Origin of the sequence: Pseudomonas sp. DCB_AW, assembly GCF_026240895.1 — a bacterium.
Taxonomy (GTDB): domain Bacteria; phylum Pseudomonadota; class Gammaproteobacteria; order Pseudomonadales; family Pseudomonadaceae; genus Aquipseudomonas; species Aquipseudomonas kermanshahensis.
In genome coordinates, this window is sequence record NZ_JAPFCE010000038.1 from 19,104 (window position 1) to 36,712 (window position 17,609).

Annotated in this window: 19 protein-coding genes; 5 read left to right on the forward strand and 14 right to left on the reverse strand. The window is 63.0% G+C overall.

What is annotated here, in order from left to right:
• The first annotated feature begins 181 nt into the window (after positions 1 to 181).
• Positions 182 to 541: a hypothetical protein gene (locus OO306_RS19005; RefSeq protein ID WP_099429483.1), complete on the forward strand. Its 360-nt coding sequence runs from the start codon at positions 182 to 184 to the stop codon at positions 539 to 541.
• Positions 542 to 748: 207 nt separating this feature from the next.
• Here the strand turns inward: OO306_RS19005 and OO306_RS19010 are convergent, their stop codons facing one another.
• Positions 749 to 955: a hypothetical protein gene (locus OO306_RS19010; RefSeq protein WP_027594850.1), complete on the reverse strand. Its 207-nt coding sequence runs from the start codon at positions 953 to 955 to the stop codon at positions 749 to 751.
• A 353-nt stretch (positions 956 to 1,308) separates the two neighbouring features.
• Between OO306_RS19010 and OO306_RS19015 the strand changes: the two genes are divergently transcribed.
• Together OO306_RS19015 and OO306_RS19020 are read left to right on the forward strand one after the other, a co-directional pair.
• Positions 1,309 to 2,109 carry a lipopolysaccharide biosynthesis protein gene (locus OO306_RS19015; protein ID WP_265969601.1) on the forward strand — a complete coding sequence of 267 codons (801 nt, stop codon included), beginning with the start codon at positions 1,309 to 1,311 and terminating at the stop codon, positions 2,107 to 2,109.
• A gap of 75 nt (positions 2,110 to 2,184) precedes the next feature.
• Complete coding sequence (locus OO306_RS19020; RefSeq protein WP_265969602.1) at positions 2,185 to 2,685, forward strand: methylated-DNA--[protein]-cysteine S-methyltransferase; 501 nt, start codon at positions 2,185 to 2,187, stop codon at positions 2,683 to 2,685.
• Between the two features lie 11 nt (positions 2,686 to 2,696).
• Here the strand turns inward: OO306_RS19020 and OO306_RS19025 are convergent, their stop codons facing one another.
• The 3 genes from OO306_RS19025 to OO306_RS19035 all read right to left on the reverse strand — a co-directional run bounded on the left by OO306_RS19025 (position 2,697) and on the right by OO306_RS19035 (position 4,271).
• A complete protein-coding gene (locus OO306_RS19025) occupies positions 2,697 to 2,939 on the reverse strand; it encodes a hypothetical protein (protein WP_027594853.1) in 243 nt (80 codons plus the stop codon).
• Entirely contained in the window at positions 2,936 to 3,679 is a 744-nt protein-coding gene (locus OO306_RS19030) for a carbon-nitrogen hydrolase family protein (RefSeq protein ID WP_265969603.1), read from the reverse strand. Before OO306_RS19030 ends, OO306_RS19025 begins: the two co-directional genes overlap by 4 nt.
• A gap of 76 nt (positions 3,680 to 3,755) precedes the next feature.
• Positions 3,756 to 4,271: a DUF3016 domain-containing protein gene (locus tag OO306_RS19035; protein ID WP_265969604.1), complete on the reverse strand. Its 516-nt coding sequence runs from the start codon at positions 4,269 to 4,271 to the stop codon at positions 3,756 to 3,758.
• Positions 4,272 to 4,346: 75 nt separating this feature from the next.
• Between OO306_RS19035 and OO306_RS19040 the strand changes: the two genes are divergently transcribed.
• Entirely contained in the window at positions 4,347 to 5,072 is a 726-nt protein-coding gene (locus tag OO306_RS19040; protein WP_265969605.1) for a metallophosphoesterase, read from the forward strand.
• Here OO306_RS19040 and OO306_RS19045 read toward each other — a convergent pair.
• On the reverse strand, positions 5,020 to 5,634 hold the full coding sequence (locus OO306_RS19045; RefSeq protein ID WP_099429479.1) for a LysE family translocator: 615 nt from the start codon (positions 5,632 to 5,634) through the stop codon (positions 5,020 to 5,022). The genes OO306_RS19040 and OO306_RS19045 overlap by 53 nt on opposite strands.
• Before the next feature lie 80 nt (positions 5,635 to 5,714).
• Positions 5,715 to 6,524 (reverse strand): AraC family transcriptional regulator, encoded by an 810-nt coding sequence (locus OO306_RS19050; RefSeq protein WP_265969606.1) that lies wholly within the window; start codon positions 6,522 to 6,524, stop codon positions 5,715 to 5,717.
• Positions 6,525 to 6,655: 131 nt separating this feature from the next.
• Between OO306_RS19050 and OO306_RS19055 the strand changes: the two genes are divergently transcribed.
• Entirely contained in the window at positions 6,656 to 7,279 is a 624-nt protein-coding gene (locus OO306_RS19055; protein WP_027594859.1) for a LysE family translocator, read from the forward strand.
• Here the strand turns inward: OO306_RS19055 and OO306_RS19060 are convergent.
• From OO306_RS19060 to OO306_RS19095, 8 genes are all read right to left on the reverse strand, one after another.
• The gene (locus tag OO306_RS19060; protein ID WP_265969607.1) at positions 7,276 to 9,609 is read right to left on the reverse strand and encodes an autotransporter outer membrane beta-barrel domain-containing protein; all 2,334 of its coding nucleotides are present in this window, start codon (positions 9,607 to 9,609) and stop codon (positions 7,276 to 7,278) included. The genes OO306_RS19055 and OO306_RS19060 overlap by 4 nt on opposite strands.
• 146 nt (positions 9,610 to 9,755) lie before the next feature.
• A complete protein-coding gene (locus OO306_RS19065; protein ID WP_009686637.1) occupies positions 9,756 to 10,031 on the reverse strand; it encodes a peptidylprolyl isomerase in 276 nt (91 codons plus the stop codon).
• A 37-nt stretch (positions 10,032 to 10,068) separates the two neighbouring features.
• Positions 10,069 to 12,027: an acetoacetate--CoA ligase gene (locus OO306_RS19070; RefSeq protein WP_265969608.1), complete on the reverse strand. Its 1,959-nt coding sequence runs from the start codon at positions 12,025 to 12,027 to the stop codon at positions 10,069 to 10,071.
• Positions 12,028 to 12,172: 145 nt separating this feature from the next.
• The gene (eco, locus tag OO306_RS19075; protein WP_027594862.1) at positions 12,173 to 12,652 is read right to left on the reverse strand and encodes a serine protease inhibitor ecotin; all 480 of its coding nucleotides are present in this window, start codon (positions 12,650 to 12,652) and stop codon (positions 12,173 to 12,175) included.
• Between the two features lie 57 nt (positions 12,653 to 12,709).
• Complete coding sequence (gene hbdH, locus OO306_RS19080) at positions 12,710 to 13,480, reverse strand: 3-hydroxybutyrate dehydrogenase (protein ID WP_265969609.1); 771 nt, start codon at positions 13,478 to 13,480, stop codon at positions 12,710 to 12,712.
• A gap of 140 nt (positions 13,481 to 13,620) precedes the next feature.
• A complete protein-coding gene (locus OO306_RS19085; protein ID WP_265969610.1) occupies positions 13,621 to 14,637 on the reverse strand; it encodes an ABC transporter permease in 1,017 nt (338 codons plus the stop codon).
• A complete protein-coding gene (locus tag OO306_RS19090; protein WP_265969611.1) occupies positions 14,637 to 15,695 on the reverse strand; it encodes a microcin C ABC transporter permease YejB in 1,059 nt (352 codons plus the stop codon). The genes OO306_RS19085 and OO306_RS19090 overlap by 1 nt, the downstream gene beginning before the upstream one ends.
• Complete coding sequence (locus OO306_RS19095; protein ID WP_265969615.1) at positions 15,692 to 17,527, reverse strand: extracellular solute-binding protein; 1,836 nt, start codon at positions 17,525 to 17,527, stop codon at positions 15,692 to 15,694. The genes OO306_RS19090 and OO306_RS19095 overlap by 4 nt, the downstream gene beginning before the upstream one ends.
• Positions 17,528 to 17,609: the final 82 nt, after the last annotated feature.

Consider the following 17,609-nt stretch of genomic DNA (forward strand, 5'->3'; position numbering starts at 1 on the left):
CTCCTTGTGGTGCTTCAAGATAATGTGTATCCGCACGGCCACTCTCTACCCGCTTCACGGCTTTGGCTACTAGCAGAATTAACAGGTGCCCGCTTTAGTGAAACTTCAATAGAATGTTCACTCATAAGCAAAATGCACCACGACCTTGGTTGATTGGAACCAAGTTGCAACGCTGGGTAGAATGCCCCGTATCCCTAATGGTCAATTGCAAATGCCTACATTTCGTATCTTTGTTTGCACCTTGTTGACTGCCAGCCTTGCCGGTTGCGCAACACCGGGTAACCCCACAGCCAGTAAGCTGACCTCCAAAACCCCGGCACAATATGCCGCCTGTGTAATGCCCAAGTGGCAAGCACTGGCGCCCCTCGCCAACCAGAAATCGATCGCCCACGGCTATCGATTGACCGCGCCAAGCGCAGTGGCCTCTGACGATGTCCTCGAGGTGGTTGAGTCGCGCGACGGCAGCCGCGCCACGTTCTACAAAGGCAGCTTCCTTTCGGGCGACAAACTGCGCCAGGCTGCAAGAGAGTGCCTGGAATGAGCTCAGTAACCTGAGCCGCCCATACCGCCAATGTTGGTAGCTGGCTTGCCAGTCAGTTAAGCGTCATCGGCGGTGAATGGGGCTGCGATGGGCCGCGCAGCGGCCCCCTTGGCCGTAACTGACTGGTATTAATCGGGCCAGGGTCATGAGGTGAGGCCGCAAGTACTTCACACGTCATTTGAGCGCACCCGCTTCGGCGACTTCCCCTCACCGTGCTTCGAGTTTTGTGTTCATCCGCTGGCATTGCACTTCTGCATCGGTCCTGTTCGGGTAACTGGGTTTGAGCCGCTCCTTCGCCAGGTTGTCGTAAATGTCGAACCCGCCGCATACGGTGGCTGCGTAGTAACGGCTACCGACGCGGAAAGACTCCTTTTCGATGGGTACCGCCGGAACGATAACGAATCTTGGTTGCATGTTTCGTGCCTCCCCAGGCAGAGACCTAAGTATTAGTCGGGCAGTTGGTAACCATCAAGCAGGCTCATGGGCAAGCGACGAATAGCCCGGTGCGTGACACCGCTTCCAGTACGCCCGTTCGTCGGTGCAATGGGGGCAAAGCGCCTGCCAGACCTGCAGGCGGGTGAACAACGACCGGGAGTACGGGTCTGTAGAAACACTGCGCTTATGTGGAGAAGGGCGCTGTCATTACTTCCACTTTTGGACAGATTTAGACCCAGCAGTCGCTTTGTGTAAGGTTTTTGTAAAAGCGTCCGTTGTGCATACAAGGACCGGTATCGTGTTTTGTACTGTCCAGTCCAAAGTAGCAAACGATGAACACACTTCCGTCGCAGCCCAGTGCTGAACGCGGGGCGTTCTCCAGTTTCGAGGCGTGTCGCAATACCCAGCAAGGCCCCGTGGTGATTCTGGCCTCGGGTGCTTCAGCCAGGCATTTCCCGCTGGCTGATTTTGCCCACCTGCCCATCATTGCCATGAACGGTTCAGTCGCCATGACAGCAGAGCATGGCGTGAAACCGTTTTTCTACGTGTGCACCGACAAAAGCTTCGGCCTGCAGCAACCTGATCTATTTGCCACCGCCCTGAGTGACAGCCAACGGCTCGCGCTGTGGCCAGAGCAATTCGAGGGTGCCGACATACCAGCTGCCAGCGAATGCTATGCCTTGCACAAGGCGCACACACCCGGCCTGCTCGACGGTGTGCGCGGGCACGGTGACAGTTGCGTCTGCAGCCGCGCACTGTGGAGCAAACGGGCACGGTCGATCGCCTTCAGCAAAGACTTGTCGCAGGGTTTTTTCGATGCCCGCACAGTCGCCTACGTGGCGCTGCAACTGGCTTATCACCTGGGGTTCGAAGAGGTGCTGCTGGTGGGGGTCGACCTTGACCAGACGGTGGGGCGCTTCTACGAGACCGAAGAAGGGCAACATTCACCGTGCGGCCTGGACCAGCATTGGGACAGCCGCATCCTGCCGTCACTGACATTGATGGCGCGGCAAGTGGTCAATGATCATTTTCACGTCTACAACCTGTCGGCGGCGTCGCGCATCCCGGCCGAACTGATCCCCAAGGTCAACCTGTCAGAAGCCAGGCGGATTGCCGGCTGTGGGATTGGTTGAGCAAGAAAGCGGGTGCGTGTGGCCTTGCGTCTGCGTAGAGTGCGCTGACCATCTCGCACCCTGCAGGAGCCCCCAATGTCCAGCGCCTTCACCTTCATGCAATCCCCCGTTGGCACGCTGACGCTGGTCGCCCGCGGCGATCGGCTGGCAGCCGTGCTCTGGGAAGAGGAGCGGGAAAACCGCGTGCGGCTCGGTGAGCTCCACCGAGATGACCGGTGCCCAGTCCTGCTGGACACCGCCCGCCAGCTGGGCGAGTACTTTGCCGGCACGCGGCGACGCTTTGACCTAGCGTTGGATTTTGTCGGTACGCCGTTTCAGCGCGAGGTGTGGGCTGCATTGCTGACCATCCCTTTCGGTGAAACCCGCAGTTACGGCGACATTGCCCGGCAGATCGGCAACCCCAGCGCAGTCCGTGCAGTAGGCGCGGCCAATGGCCGTAACCCGATCTCCATCATTGCGCCGTGCCACCGGGTAATTGGTGCTTCAGGCAACCTCACCGGCTTTGCCGGAGGGCTTCAGGCGAAGCAATACCTGCTGGCGCTGGAAGGCAGAGAAAGCCTGGCATTGGCGCTCTGAGTCAGGCAAACCTAAAGGATCCAGCTGGCGACCAGGCAGGCCACCAGCGCCAGCGCTGATCCGGCCATCAAGGTGTACTGCCTGTGGGCCCGCCGTGCATGGGGCCGGACCTCTCGCAAGTATTCGCCAGGGGTGGGCGCACCCGGTCGATGGCGCAGGCCTTCGGCGATTTCGGCCAATTGACCCTGGATCAACAGCCCGACCAGGTAATGCGTGGATGCGTAGCTCGCCAGCGTCAACAACAGATACTTCACGCAGTCAGCACCCTCAGTGGCACAGCGGTCGCGCTGGAGTGGGTGGTATCCAGCAGAATCAGCCCTTCGCAGGTGTCATCCAGGCTGGCCAGCAGCCGACCCTGGCTATCCCAGGCCGCAGACCCACCTGCGCCGATGAACGTATCGGCAGGCCCCACGCAGTTGGCCAACAAGACGGTAAGGCCCAGCGTGCGAGCGACCTCCGGGTAATGCTCGTAGCCCTCACCAATGCCCTTGGCCGTTTTCGCCACACTGGCCAGGTACACCTGCGCACCCTGTGCCCGCGCCTCTGCAGCATGTTCGATGAACATCGACTCGTAGCAGATGGCTGGCGCTACCCGGTGTTTGGCCACCTCGAGTACCAACGGTTGATCGCCTGCGGCGAAGTAGGGCAGTTCATCGCCGTGCAGGCACCGTTTGGCATACGCCTGGCGGGGCATGCCTGGGCTCAGGATCGGCATGCCGATGCGAATGCCGTCAGGCGTTGGCAAGGGCAGGCCCACGGCGACTGTGAGAGCATGTTGGTCGCACAGTGCCTGCAGTGGCTCCAGCCGTGGGGAGGATAACGGCAGGGCGAGCTCGCGGGCCAAGGTCGGCTCATAGCCGGTCAGTGACAGTTCAGGAAACACCACCAGCTCAGCACCCAGCGCCGCAGCCTGCTCGATGCAATACAGGTGACGCGCAAGGTTGCCCTGAATATCGCCTTTGAGCGACGCCAGTTGCACGGCGCAGATCTTCATCAACAGCTCCTTCCCTGGTACGAGTCAAGGGCCGAGCATACGCCTGGCCGCAACACCTGTACCAGTGAAGGGTTTTTCAGGAAGCCGCGTACGGTGCGAAGCGTTGGCGGAACCAGTCGTTCAGCATGGCCTTTTCGGCATACAGGCGGTCGCTGCTGCTGGTCACGCGCCCCGGGCGGCTGAGGTACATCTTGTCGCTGACCCGTTCCTGCGCTTGCTGGGCAGGTTTGCCGGGCTGGCTGAGGGTGTAGCTGAGGTCGATGGTCGGCCAGGTGATTTCGCGCATGAAGCGCACATCGTAGGCATTGCTGTGCCAAGGCTCGAAGCGCCCGGCCAGGTCGATGTCACGGATGTCGATAACCAGCTGCTGGTCTGCTTGCAAGTAACGCTGGCCGAGCTTCTGCAGGTACTCGGTCAGGGCCTTCATGACATAGGCATCGGCACCCCGTTCGTAGCCGGCACTGTCGAGGCTGGCATCGCGAAATTTTTCGGGATGGTCGAATCGCACCTCGACCTGCGCAGCCGGAGCACCTTGTGCCATGCTGTTCAATGACAGCGCCACGAGCACGGCACACACGAGGGCGGTACGCATGATGCACCTCCAAGGTGAAAGACGTGTCCTTTTATTCTACGCCTGCCATGACAGCACCCGCAGAGGAAGTTTGTAATGAGTCGGTTTCGGCGGGTAGCCGCCAACCCCCTGGGTCGAGACCTGGCGGTGGGTGATATCCACGGGCACTTCGGGCGCCTTGTTCGGTGCCTGCAAGCGGTTGGGTTCAACCCCGCAGTGGACCGCCTGTTCAGCGTCGGTGACCTGGTCGACCGCGGTCCGCTCAGCCACGCGGCGCTGGCATGGCTAGACCTGCCCTGGTTTCATGCCGTGCAGGGTAACCATGAGGCGCTGGCGGTTACCTACCTGCGCGGTGGCCGGCTCGACCTGGAGATGTACCACGCCGCCGGTGGTGGCTGGTTTCTTGAGCTGCCCAAGGCTGAGCAGCGGCGCTTTGCCGAACGCTTCGAGCAATTGCCGATCGGTATGGAAGTTGAAAGTGCAGCGGGCCTGATCGGTCTGTTGCATGCCGACAGCCCCTTCGCCGATTGGCCCGTGTTACGTAGCTGGTTGGAACTGGATGACGACCCCGAGGTACGCGAAGTCTGCCAATGGTCGCGGCGCCGGCTGAAGGAGGGCGACACCCGGCCTGTGCACGGCATCCGTGCCTTGTTGGTCGGGCATACACCGGTGCTGCAGGTCAAACAGCTGGGCAATGTCTGGCACCTGGACACCGGCGGCTGGGCCAGCGGCCATTTCAGCCTGCTCGACCTGGCCACCCTTGAACTGGTCAGCCCCGCGCAAGGTGCACAAGCAACGCCCCGGCCAACACCATCAGCATGACCCCCGAAGCCCGCTCCAGCCAGGGCAAGGCGCGGGCGAAGCGCTGCAACACGCGCTGGTTGCCGATGGCCACGGCGACCAGCAGGTCCCAGAGCAGCACGATGCAGAACATCCAGCCCGCATACACCACCTTCCAGCCGACACTGCTGCTGGCGACCATGCTGGCGAGGCTGGCGTAGAACAGCGCGTTTTTGGGGTTGAGAATGCCCGACAAAAAGCCCATCGCCAGGCTGCGCCACCCACCTGGTACAGCGCCATTGCCGGCCACTGCGGCCAGGTTGGAATGCCCGGCGTAGCGCAAGAATTGTGTGCCGATGTACAAGAGGTAGGCCGCACCGGCCAGCTGCAAAGCAATGAACAACGTGCTGCCTTCGCGCAAAATCGACAGGCCGGTAAAGGCCATGGCGATGAAGGCGCCATTGGCCAACGCGATACCCAGGCACGCGCCGCTGGCGGTGCGCCAACCGCCACTGATGGAGGTGCGGGCAACCAGGAAAAAGTCCGGGCCGGGTGACAGCAGGGCTAGGAAGTGGGCGAGGGCGACGATCAGGAACTGCTCCATGGGCGGGAGGACTCCGGCAAGGGAAAGCCGCAGTCTGGCGTCGAGCCTGGAGCCCGTATTGAAGATTATTGCGCGGGGCCTCAATGGCCTCGGTATTGCCCGGGCGTCACGCCCACGTGCGCCTTGAACACCCGCTGAAAGTGGCTTTGGTCGGCAAACCCAAGCTGGTAGGCGACCTCTGCCAGCGCCAGGCCCTGGTTCAACAGAAGCCGGCTGCGATTGACCCTGGCATTGAGCAGGTAGGCATGGGGCGTCAGGCCGGTCGCTGCGCGAAACGCCCGAATCAGTTGATAACGCCCCAATCCCGCTTCCTGGGCCAGCAACGTCAGGCTCAGTTGCGCAGGGTCCTCAGCCTCGATCCGTTCGACCAGGCCACTGAGCAGGGAGGCGCCCAGCGCCGGTGCCGCCTCCAGCGTCGGGTGCGCGCAGAAGTCCTGGTCCCCCATGAAGGCAATCAGCGCCGCCTCTTTCTCGCCGTTGCTCGCACTGGAGAACAGCAAGGCATTCAGCGCGCAGAACTGGCCGTACAAGGCGGGCACATGGCTGATACGTGCTGGTTCACCCGCCTGCGCACCGCTCAGCCCAGACTCCAGGCGCAGTTGCGACAGCCAATCGGCATCTACGTGCAGCATCTGGTAGCTCCAGGCCTGGCCTGGCGCCGGATTGCATGCATGCACACGCTTTGCCGGGACCATCACCAAGGTGCCGGGTGTCAGGCGTTGCTGACCACCGCTTGCGCCGGTAAACAGGCTGAAGCCGGCATCCACTGCGCCCATGGAAAAGGTCGGATGGCTATGCGCCTTGTAGCAGGCGCGGCTATGGCAGGCGCGGCGGCTTTCGACGAAGGGCAGGGCAGTATCGCGCCAGACGCGGGCTTGTGAGCGGGGCATGAAAAGGGTCCTCGACAGGAGCAAAAGCTTACCAGTAGCAGGGGACCCGTACAGTTTTTTCGGCTGGCTGTAACTTGACCCTGTGCGCGTCTGCGGTCGAAATAAGCGCTTGATGTCAGAGGACAATAATAATGGATCTTGCCAGTTTGCTGCTGTTCATCCCCGCGTGCTTCGCCCTCAACATGGCGCCCGGGCCCAACAACCTGCTGTCGTTGCACAATGCCAGCCGCTACGGCCTGCGCACGGCCTGCGTGGCCGGTGGCGGGCGCATTGTTGCTTTCAGCGGCATGATTGCGCTGGCGGCCATGGGCCTGGCGGTGGTGCTGCATACCAGTGAATACCTGTTCCTCGCCATCAAGGTGATTGGTGCTGCCTACCTGTTCTACATTGCCTGGCAGTTGTGGCGGGCCCCTGTTGGTGAAGCCGTGGTGGCGGGTGATCACCCACGCGGCACCTGGCGCCTGGCGCGGCAAGAGTTCTGGGTGGCAGCGGGCAACCCGAAGGCGATCCTGATCTTCACGGCCTTCCTGCCGCAGTTCGTTTCGGTCGGTGGTGCTACCCCGGTCAGTGAGCAGTTCCTGTGGCTGGGGGTGCTGTTCCTGCTGCTGGAGTGGGCCGCCATCGCCATCTATGCGGGCCTTGGCGCCTATATGCAGCGCTGGTTCAGCCAGCCTGGGCCGCGTCGGATGTTCAACCGGGTCAGCGCCTCCTTGCTGGGCTGCGCTGGCCTCGGTCTGCTGGCAGCGCGCCGCTAGAACTGCCAGCGCACACCCAGGTTCACGCCGCTGGCTTCCTGCTGGCGGCTGTCCAGGTTGGCGCTGTACTGCACGCCGCCGTGCAGGCTAAGCGCTTCACTCACTTGCGCGACCACACCGCTTTCAAGTTGCACCGAGGTGTAGCGGTAGTCGGTCTTGATCGTGTCGAGGTCATCGAACGTCAGCGTGTCGCGGCCACCGTCGCCGTGCCACAAGTTGACCTGCGCATAGGGTTGCAGCAGGCGTCCACGGGTGCCCGTGAAGGTGCCTTCAAGGCGCGCACCCAAGCGCGCGGTCAGTTCAACCTGGGCGTCATGGCTGACGCGCGAGACGCTGTCACGGGCGGTGTCCAGCGAGACCTTCTGGGCGATCAACTGGGCTTGCGGCTCCACGGCCCAGCGTTGCGACAGGACTATGGGGTAGCCGGACTCCAGCGACGCTGTCCAGGCATGGCCATTGATGTTCAATTTGTCACCACGGTGCGAGCGCGCCCGGCCATCCAGGGCGGTGTACTGCAGTACGGCATCGAGGTACCCGCGCTGCGGCCCGACCAGTGTCCAGTAAGCGCCGACGCTGTCGCCATCGAGCTTCAGGTCACCGACGCTGCGGTCTTGTACGGCCAGGGCAAACCCTTTGACGTCGGCGTCCAGGCGACTGTGGCTGACATACACGCCGACCTGTTGGCGATAGCCGCTGTCATTGACCTTGGCATACACGTCCTGGCCGACCTTGAAGCCATACAGGTCGCCGTCCAGGCTGGGGCTGACCGTGCCTGTCCATTGCTGGCGCAGCGTGCCGCCGTAGGCCTGGCCCCAGCTGGCGGGGAGCCCGCCTTGGCCGGTAAGCAACTGCTGATCGCCCTGGCGCTGGTGAAAGGTACCCAAGGCTTGGCGGGCGATGATCGCGGCGCCTCTGGGGGCAGCGGCGTACACCGGGACCTCGGGGCGGTACAGCGCCAAGGGCTTGCCCTGCACGGGCGCAGGCAGCTCAGCTTGCCCGGGCGCCGCCGCAACCACAGGCGGGGTCGCTGCCGGTTCGATCACGGGTGGCTCCCCCGGTTGCGGTGCAGGGGCCGGAGCGGGCGGGGCGACCACGTTAGAGCGCAGGTACCAGCTGTTTTCGCTGCCGGCCGTCACGCCACCCTTGAACAAGCGATAGTCATAGGCACCGACCGAAAGCGTCTGGGTCTGGACGAAAGCGTCGTTCCTGCTGGTCGCGCCGTCGCGGGCTTCGACCACTTGGATACCGTTTTGTGTGGTCAGCGCGCCTGCACCACCCAGGTTATTGACCAGCAGGCCAGTGCGGCCAGCGATAACCCCGCGGCTGACGACCAGGCGGTCGGAGGCCGCGCCATCCCCGGCCAGCACGCTGTTCACGCGCAGGGTGCCGTTGTTGCCGGTGTAATCGCCTTGAATGCTCAGGCGCCCCTGGGCATCGTTGCCCCGTGACAGGTCTATCGTGCCGGCGTTTTCGACCGACACCTTGTTCCCGTTCTGGATACTCACGATGCTGCCTTGGCGTGCGATCAGCGCGCTGCTCGCATCGATTTTGAAGCTGCCTGTACCGGTCGCGGGGAGCGTGTCGGTGCCTAGGTCGCCCAAGGTGAGGGTGTCGTCAAGGGTGAATCGGCTGGCGTTGGTCAACGCCACGGATTCCCAGTTGGCGTACAACGCCCCGCGCGTCACCTGGCTGCGCTTGAACACCAGGGTGTCATTGCCAGCGCCGCCGTCGATGCTGATGTTCAAGGCCTTGCCATTGAGGCTGTCGATTGTCGCCGAGTCATCGCCAATACCCATATCGACCCGGCCGCCGATGCTGCCGCCGGACCACGTGAAGGTGTCGTTGCCGGCGCTGGCGAGTACATTGCCCTTTAGCGAACCACCACTGATGGTAATGCGGTCTTGGCCGCCACTGGTGCTGATATTGCCGCCAATCGAGCCCCCGCGTAGCAGAATCTTGTCATTGCCAAAGCCGCTCACCAGGTTGCCGTCAATCTCGGTTGCAACGGCGGTGTCCTGGGACATTTCGAATTCGTTGTCAGCGAGCTTCAAGTCGACTCGGCCTATCTGGCCGCCCGAAAAGACTGCATGATCGCCATCCTCGAACGCACCGATAATGCGCCCGCCCGACATTGTGAAATTATCGAACCCTTGGCCCTGGTTCAGCGACTGGACCGTGCCCCCGCTCATGGTGAAGGTATCGACCTGTTGGGTTTGCGAGATCGCCCCCAGGCTGTCGCCCGGCAAGACGGTCAGTAAATCAGGGTAGCCAAGCGTCGGCAGTACGAGCAGTGGCAACGCGGCAGGGGCAAGCAGGCGGTGATAACGCATCGGCAGGTCTCCGGGGCCTCAGAGGGGGACCACTACCTGACGCGGCGCTTAGGCGCACCACCTCGGTCCTGCCTGAGTTGTAGGGAAAGGCCTGACGTTGAACAACTGGCAATAATGCTAGGTGGCCTGTTGCCACCCTGACGCTGTCAGTCGCGGTAGAAGGTTTGCACCAGGTGGTAGCCGAACTTGCTCTTGATCGGTCCATGCACCACACGCAGCGGCTTTTTGAAGATGACCTGGTCGATGGCGCCGACCATCTGGCCGGGCCGTACCTCACCCAGATCACCGCCGCGCTTGCCCGACGGGCAGGTGGAAAACTTTTTCGCCAGCACGTCGAAGGCCTCGCCATTGGCGATGCGCTGCTTGAGCTTTTCGGCTTCGTCAGCGGTCTTGACCAGGATGTGGCGGGCTTGAGCTTTCATGGGACACCTGTGCTTCGGGGTAAAAAAAAGGGCGCCATTATGCCTCATTGTGCAGCGCGTTGTGGTCGCGAAACTGCTCCAGCGCCTCCGGGTTGGCCAGGGCGTCGGTGTTTTTCACCGGCAGGCCATGAACCACATCACGTACCGCCAGCTCCACCAGCTTGCCGCTGATGGTGCGCGGTATGTCGTTGACCTGGGCAATCACCGCAGGCACATGGCGCGGCGTGGTGTACTGGCGTATCACCTGGCGAATGCGTTGGCGCAAGGCGTCATCCAGCTGCAGGCCGTCGCGCAGGCGCACGAACAGCACCACTCGTACATCGCCTTGCCAGTCCTGGCCGATGGCGACGCTTTCCAGCACCTCTTCGACTTTCTCCACCTGGCGGTAGATCTCTGCTGTGCCAATGCGCACCCCGCCAGGGTTGAGCACGGCATCGGAGCGGCCGTGGATGATCAGGCCGCCGCTGGCACGCTGCTCGGCGTAGTCGCCCTGGGCCCAGACTCCCCGAAACTGGCTGAAGTAGGCCGCGTGGTAGCGGCTGCCATCGGGGTCGTGCCAGAAGCCTAGCGGCATGGACGGAAACGGCTGCAGGCACACCAGTTCACCTTTTTCGTCATACACGCTCTGGCCTTGCGCGTTCCAGACCTCCACCGCCATGCCCAGCCCCTTGCACTGGATTTCGCCGCGATGCACCGGCAGCGTCGGGTTGCCCAGCACGAAGCAGGCGACGATGTCGGTGCCACCGGACATGGAGGCCAGGCATACATCGGCCTTGATCTTGCGGTAAACGTAATCGTAACTGTGCGGCGACAGTGGCGAGCCGGTCGACAGCAGCAGGCGCAAGCTGGTCAGGCGGTGCGTGGCGGCAGGCTCAAGGCCTTCCTGTTCGAGTGCAGCCAGGTACTTGGCGCTGGTGCCGAAGGCATGGATGCCCTCGGCATCGATCAAGTCCAGCAGCCGCGCTGGCCCGGGGTGGAAGGGCGAGCCGTCATACAGCACCAGTGTGGCACCTACCGCCAGGCCGCTGGCCAGCCAGTTCCACATCATCCAGCCGCAGGTGGTGTAGTAGAACAGCACATCATCGGCCTTGAGGTCATTGTGCAGGCCGTGTTCCTTGAGGTGCTGCAGCAGCACCCCACCGGCGCGGTGGACGATGCACTTGGGTACGCCGGTGGTGCCGCTGGAGTAGAGGATGCACAGCGGATGATCGAACGGCAGCGGGGTGAATCGAGGCATGCCCCCGGGCTGGAAAAAGCCCTCCCACAGGTCGACACGGGACGCGTGGAATTCGTCGGCGCGGGTCCCGCTGCGGGTATGGGGTACCACGATCAGTTGCTCAAGGCCTGGTAATTGGGCGCAGACCTGGTTGACCTTGTCGACCTGTTCGATGACCTTGCCGGCATAGTGGTAACCGGCGCAGACGATCAGCAATTTGGGGCTGATCTGGCCGAATCGGTCGATGATGCCGTGCACGCCGAACTCGGGTGAAGCGCTGGACCAGATTGCGCCGAGGCTGGTGCAGGCCAGCATGGCTACCAGGGTTTCCCAGGTGTTGGGCATGATGGCAGCGATGCGGTCGCCCGGCTTCACACCGGAGGCCTCGAATGCCCGTTGCAGCCCCGCGACCTCGGCGGCCAACTGCGCATGGCTCAGCACTCGGCGCTGGCCGTCTTCGCGTACGGCGATCAATGCCGGGCGGTCGTCGCGCCGGCGCAGCAGGTGTTCGGCGTAGTTCAGGGTGGCGCCAGTGAACCACTGGGCATCGGGCATTTGCGGGCCTTCGCGCAGCACGTGGCTCGGTGGTTGGTGCCAGTTAACGTGAAAGTACTCGGCAAGGCTCTGCCAGAAGGCTGAGCGCTGCTCGATGCTCCAGCGGTGCAGTGCCTGGTAGTCGTTTAATTCGAGGTTGTAGCGCAGGTTGACCCAGCGGCGAAACGCAACCATCCGGCTGGCCTCGATCTGCGCTGTGGAGGGGCTCCAGAGTACGTCGTTCATGGCGAACCTCCAGTTGTTGCGGGAGGGGGGTAGGAGCAGCCTTGCGCTGCGAAGAGGCCAGTGAAAACACAGTAAATCTTCGCTGCTATTACTGGCCTCTTCGCAGCACAAGGCTGCTCCTACCTGTCAGCGTGATGCGAGCTTCTTATTCCACTTTAGCCTTCTGCACGTCTTGCGAGGCCGACCACACGCGGTAGCGCACTTCGACGTCCTTGGGCACATACACCACCACTGGCAACTTGCTGTTGTAGCGCAGCATGAAGCCTTCGCCGACCACCGGCACGAACGCATCGGTCTTCTTGCCATCCGGGCAGGCCATCAAGGTGCTGGCAGGGCCGCCGACCTTGTCCAGGCGGTAGTAGCTGTAGCCCCAGCCTTCGAGAGTGCGTTCTTCGAGGCTGCCCGCCAGGCGTTGGCGGTTGCAGTCGACCTTGAGCGTCTTGCCCGCGAGTATTTCCAGTTTATAGGCCGACTCGTCAGCCTGGGCCGGCAGGTGGATGACCTGCCGGGTGAAGCCTTTTTCCGCCTCGGGATAGGGCGCGACATCCTTCAAGCTGGCAGCCATCGCCGGGGCGGCGGCAGCCAGGGTCAAGGTCAGGATCGCGGACAGTGGGAGTGGGCGCATGTAGGCCTCCTTGCAGTTGAAAAGGGTGCAAGACCATTGCCAGGTCGTGGCCGGCCCTCACTGGGCCAGCCAGCCACCGTCGACATTCCAGGCGGCACCACGGACCTGGCTTGCGGCCTCGCTGCACAGAAATAGTACCAGCTCGCCCAGGTGCTCGGGGGTGACGAAGGCCAACGAAGGCTGCTTCTCGGCCAACAGGTCGTGTTGTGCCTGCTGCGGGTCTACACCCTTGGCGGCGCGGTCGTCGATCTGCTTTTGCACCAGTGGGGTCAGCACCCAGCCCGGGCAGATGGCGTTGCAAGTGACATTGCTGGCGGCCGTTTCCAGGCCCACGACCTTGGTCAGGCCCACCACGCCATGCTTGGCCGCCACGTAGGCGGCCTTGCCGGTCGAACCGACCAGCCCGTGCACCGAAGCGATGTTGATGATCCGCCCCCAGTTGCGTGCGCGCATGCCGGGCAGGGCCAGGCGGCTGCCATGGAACACCGCCGACAGGTTGAGGGCGATGATCTTGTCCCAGCTCTCCACGGGAAATTGTTCGACCGGCGCCACGTGCTGGATACCGGCGTTGTTGACCAGAATGTCGACACCGCCGAATTCATGATCGGCCACAGCGAACAGGGCCTCTATTTGCGCTACATCCGACAGGTCGGCGGGGTGGTGGATAGCCTTCACGCCGTGGCTGGTAATGCTGGCGATGGCCGGCGCCGGGTCGCCAAAACCGTTGAGCAGGATGTTGGCCCCGGCACGGGCCAGCACCTGGGCGATGCCAAGGCCGATACCGCTGGTAGAACCGGTGACGAGTGCAGTCTTGCCTTTGAGGGTCATGCGAATGCTCCCAGTGCAGGTTGTGGGTATTTTTGTAGGGGCAGCCTTGTGCTGCGAAGAGGCCGGTGAAAGCAGCTAAGATTTACAGGGTTTTCACTGGCCTCTTCGCAGCGCAAGGCTGCTCCTACAGGGGTCGTGCATTAACCACGTGGATCGAACGCTTCGCGCAGCGCATCGCCGATGAACACCAGCAGCGACAGAATCACCGCCAACGCGAAAAACGCAGTAAAGCCAAGCCAGGGCGCTTCCAGGTGCTGCTTGCCCTGGGTCACCAGCTCGCCCAGCGAGGCGCTGCCAGCCGGCATGCCGAAGCCCAGGAAGTCCAGCGCAGTCAGGGTGGTAATGGCCCCGGTCAACATGAACGGCACATAGGTCAGCGTGGCGTTCATGGCGTTGGGCAGAATGTGCCGCAGCATCACCTGGCTGTCTGGCAGGCCCAGCGCCCGCGCGGCTTTGACGTATTCCAGGTTGCGCCCGCGCAAGAATTCGGCGCGCACCACATCGACCAGGGCCAGCCACGAGAACAGCGCCATGATCCCCAACAACCACCAGAAATCAGGCTCGACGAAGCCGCTGAGGATGATCAACAGGTACAGCACCGGCAACCCCGACCAGACTTCCAGCAGGCGCTGCCCCAGCAGGTCGACCCAGCCGCCGTGGTAACCCTGCAAGGCCCCGGCAGTCAAACCGATCAGCACGCTGACCACGGTCAAGGCAAAGGCGAACAGCAGCGACACTCGGGTGCCGTACAGCACCCGCGCCAGCACATCGCGCCCCTGGTCGTCGGTGCCCAGCCAATTGCTGGTACTGGGTGGGCTGGGGGTGGGCACTTGCAGGTCATAGTTAGGGGTGTCGGCACTGAAGGGGATGGGGGCGAACAGCATCCAGCCGCCCTGGCCCTCGATCAACTGGCGCACGTAGGCACTGCGGTAATCTGGCTGGAACGGCAATTGGCCGCCGAACTGCTGTTCGGTGTAACGCTTGAGCGCCGGGGTATACAGCTCGCCCTTGTAACCCAGCAGCAAGGGCTTGTCGTTGGCCACCAACTCTGCGCCCAGGCTCAGCAGCAATAGCGCTGCGAACAGCCACAGCGATACCCAGCCGAGGCGGTTGCGGCGAAAGCGTTGCAGGCGGCGGCGCGACACGGGTGAGAGCATCAGTTGGCCCTCGTGTCGAAGTCGATGCGTGGGTCGAGCAGGGTGTAGCACACATCGCCGATCAGACGGATCAACAAGCCCGCCAGGGTAAAGATGAACAGCGTGCCGAAGACCACCGGGTAGTCACGCGACACGGCGGCTTCGTAACTCATCCGGCCAAGGCCATCGAGGGAAAAGATCACTTCGATGAGCAGCGAGCCTGCAAAAAACACCGTGATCAGTGCCTGGGGCAGCCCGGCCACCACCAGCAGCATGGCATTGCGCAACACGTGGCCGTACAGCACGCGCCGCTCGCTCAGCCCCTTGGCCCGGGCGGTGACCACGTACTGGCGGGAGATCTCGTCAAGGAATGCATTCTTGGTCAGCAGTGTCAGGGTGGCGAAGCCGCCGATCACCAATGCGCCGACCGGCAGCACCAGGTGCCAGAAATAGTCGGCGACCTTGCCCAGCAGGCTGAGTTGGTCGAAGTTTTCCGACACCAGGCCGCGCACCGGGAACCAGTTCAGCGACGTGCCGCCGGCGAACAGCACGATCAGCAACAGGGCGAACAGGAACGAGGGCAGGGCGTAGCCGATCACGATCAGTGCGCTGCTCCAGGCATCGAAGCGGCTGCCATGGCGCACTGCCTTGCGGATGCCCAAGGGGATAGAAACCAGGTAGGTGATGAGCGTGGCCCAGAAGCCGAGCGACAAGGTGACCGGCAGCTTGTCGAGGATCAGGTCGGTGACCTTGGCCCCACGAAAGAAGCTCTGGCCGAAGTCGAGGCGGGCGTACTGGCTCAGCATCAGCCAGAGGCGCTCGGGGGCTGATTTATCGAAACCGTATTGGTGTTTGATCGCCTCGATCAGCTTGGGGTCCAGGCCGCGGGTGGCCCGTGACTCGCCATGCGCCACCTCGGCCCGGGCGCCTGGTGCGCCGCCGCCGATACCCTGCAGCCGCGCCACCGCTTGCTCCACCGGGCCACCAGGCGCCGCCTGGACGATCGCGAAATTGACCAGCATGATCGCCAGCAGCGTCGGAATGATCAGCAACAGGCGCCGCAGAATATAGGCCGTCATGGTGAGGCCTTCAGGCGTTCGGCCATCTGCGCGTTGGTCAGCGGGGTAGGGCTGACTTCCCACCAGGTGTCGAGGCCTTCGTCATAGGTGGCCTGAACCTTGGGCAAGCCAAAGCGGTTCCACCAGGCCGTGGAGCTGCCGGGCGGGTAGTAGTTGGGGATCCAGTAGTAGTTCCACTGCAGCACGCGGTCCAGGGCATTGGCATGGCGCAGCATGTCGGCTTGCGTGCTGGCGCGTACCAGGCCGTCGATCAGGCTGTCCACTGCAGGGTCCTGGAGCACCATCAGGTTGTTCGAGCCGGGGTCGTGGGCCGCTGCCGAACCGAAGTAGTTGTACAGCTCGGCCCCCGGCGACAGCGTGACCGGGTAGCCGGTCACGATCATGTCGTAGTCACGCGCCATCAGGCGGTTGACGTATTGGGCCGAGTCGACATTGCGAATGTTCAGGGTGACGCCGATCTGCGCCAGGTTGCGCTTCCACGGCAGCAGCAGGCGCTCCAGGCCGGCCTGGCCGTTGAGGAAGGTGAATTCCAATGGCTCGCCTTGGGCGTTGACCAGGCGGTCGCCCTCGGGGTGCCAGCCGGCTTGCTGCAACAAAGCCAACGCTTGCAGCTGTTGCGTGCGGACGATGCCCGTGCCATCGGTGACCGGGGCCGTGAACACGCGGTCGAAGACCTCATCCGGCACCTTGCCGCGCAACGGCTCCAGCAGTTCGAGTTCGCTGGCGTCGGGCAATGCGCGGGCGGCCAGTGGGGTGTTGGAAAACACGCTCTGCTGGCGGATGTAGAGGTTGCGCATCATCTGCCGGTTGCTCCACTCGTAGTCCCAGAGCATGCCCAGCGCCTGGCGCACGCGGCGGTCGCGAAACGGCGGCTTGTCCAGGTTGAACACATAACCTTGGGCAACCTGCGGTTTGGCCGGGCCCAGGTGCGCGCGCTGCAGGCGGCCGTCGTCCAGCTGCGCGCCGTTGTAGCCGAGGGTGTAGGCCGTGGCGGAAAACTCGCGGTTGTAATCGTAGCCACCCCCTTTTAGCACCTGCCGCGCCACTTCGGTGTCGCCGAAGTATTCGATGCGCAGCGTGTCGAAATTGTAGCGGCCACGGCTGACAGGGAGGTCTTTGGCCCACCAGGTTGGGTCACGTTCAAAGCTGATGCTGCGGCCATTGTCGATCTGGCCGATGCGGTACGGGCCGCTGCCGACCGGTTTGTCGAAGCCGGCGCCGTTGGCGAAATCGCGTTGTTGCCAGTCATGCTCGGGCAGCACCGGCAGGCTGGCCAAGTCCAAGGGCAGGGTGCGGCCATGGGGTTGCCTGAAGTCGAAGCGCACGCGATGCGGGCCCTCTACGGTAACCCCAGCGACCTCGGCGAACTGGGTGCGGTACTTGAGGCTGCCTTTGCTCATCAGCAGCTCGAAGGTAAAGCGCACGTCTTCGGCGCGCACCGGCTTGCCGTCGGCGAAGGTGGCGCGAGGGTCGATCTCGAAGCGCAGCCAGGCATCGTCCGGGCCACGTTCCATGCGCCGGGCAATCAGGCCGTAGACAGTGTAGGGTTCATCGAATGAGCGCACGGCCAATGGCGCGTACAGCCAACCATCGACTTCGTTGACGCCGGTGCCTTTGTCGATGTACGGCAGAATATGGTCGAACTGGCCAATCTCCATGGCCGAGCGGCGCAATATGCCGCCCTTGGGGGCGTTGGGGTTGGTGTAGTCGAAATGGTGGAAGCTTTGGTTGTAGCGGGGGGCTTCGCCGTAGACAGTCAACGCATGGGTGGGTGCAGCGTGGGTGTTGGCGCAAAAGCACAGAAACAAAACCAGCCAGCCCAGGCGAAACAAGCCCTTGTAGGAGCAGCCTTGTGCTGCGAAGGCGTCAGCACGGTCAACGAAATTGCCCGGCCGGGCCACTTCACAGCGCAAG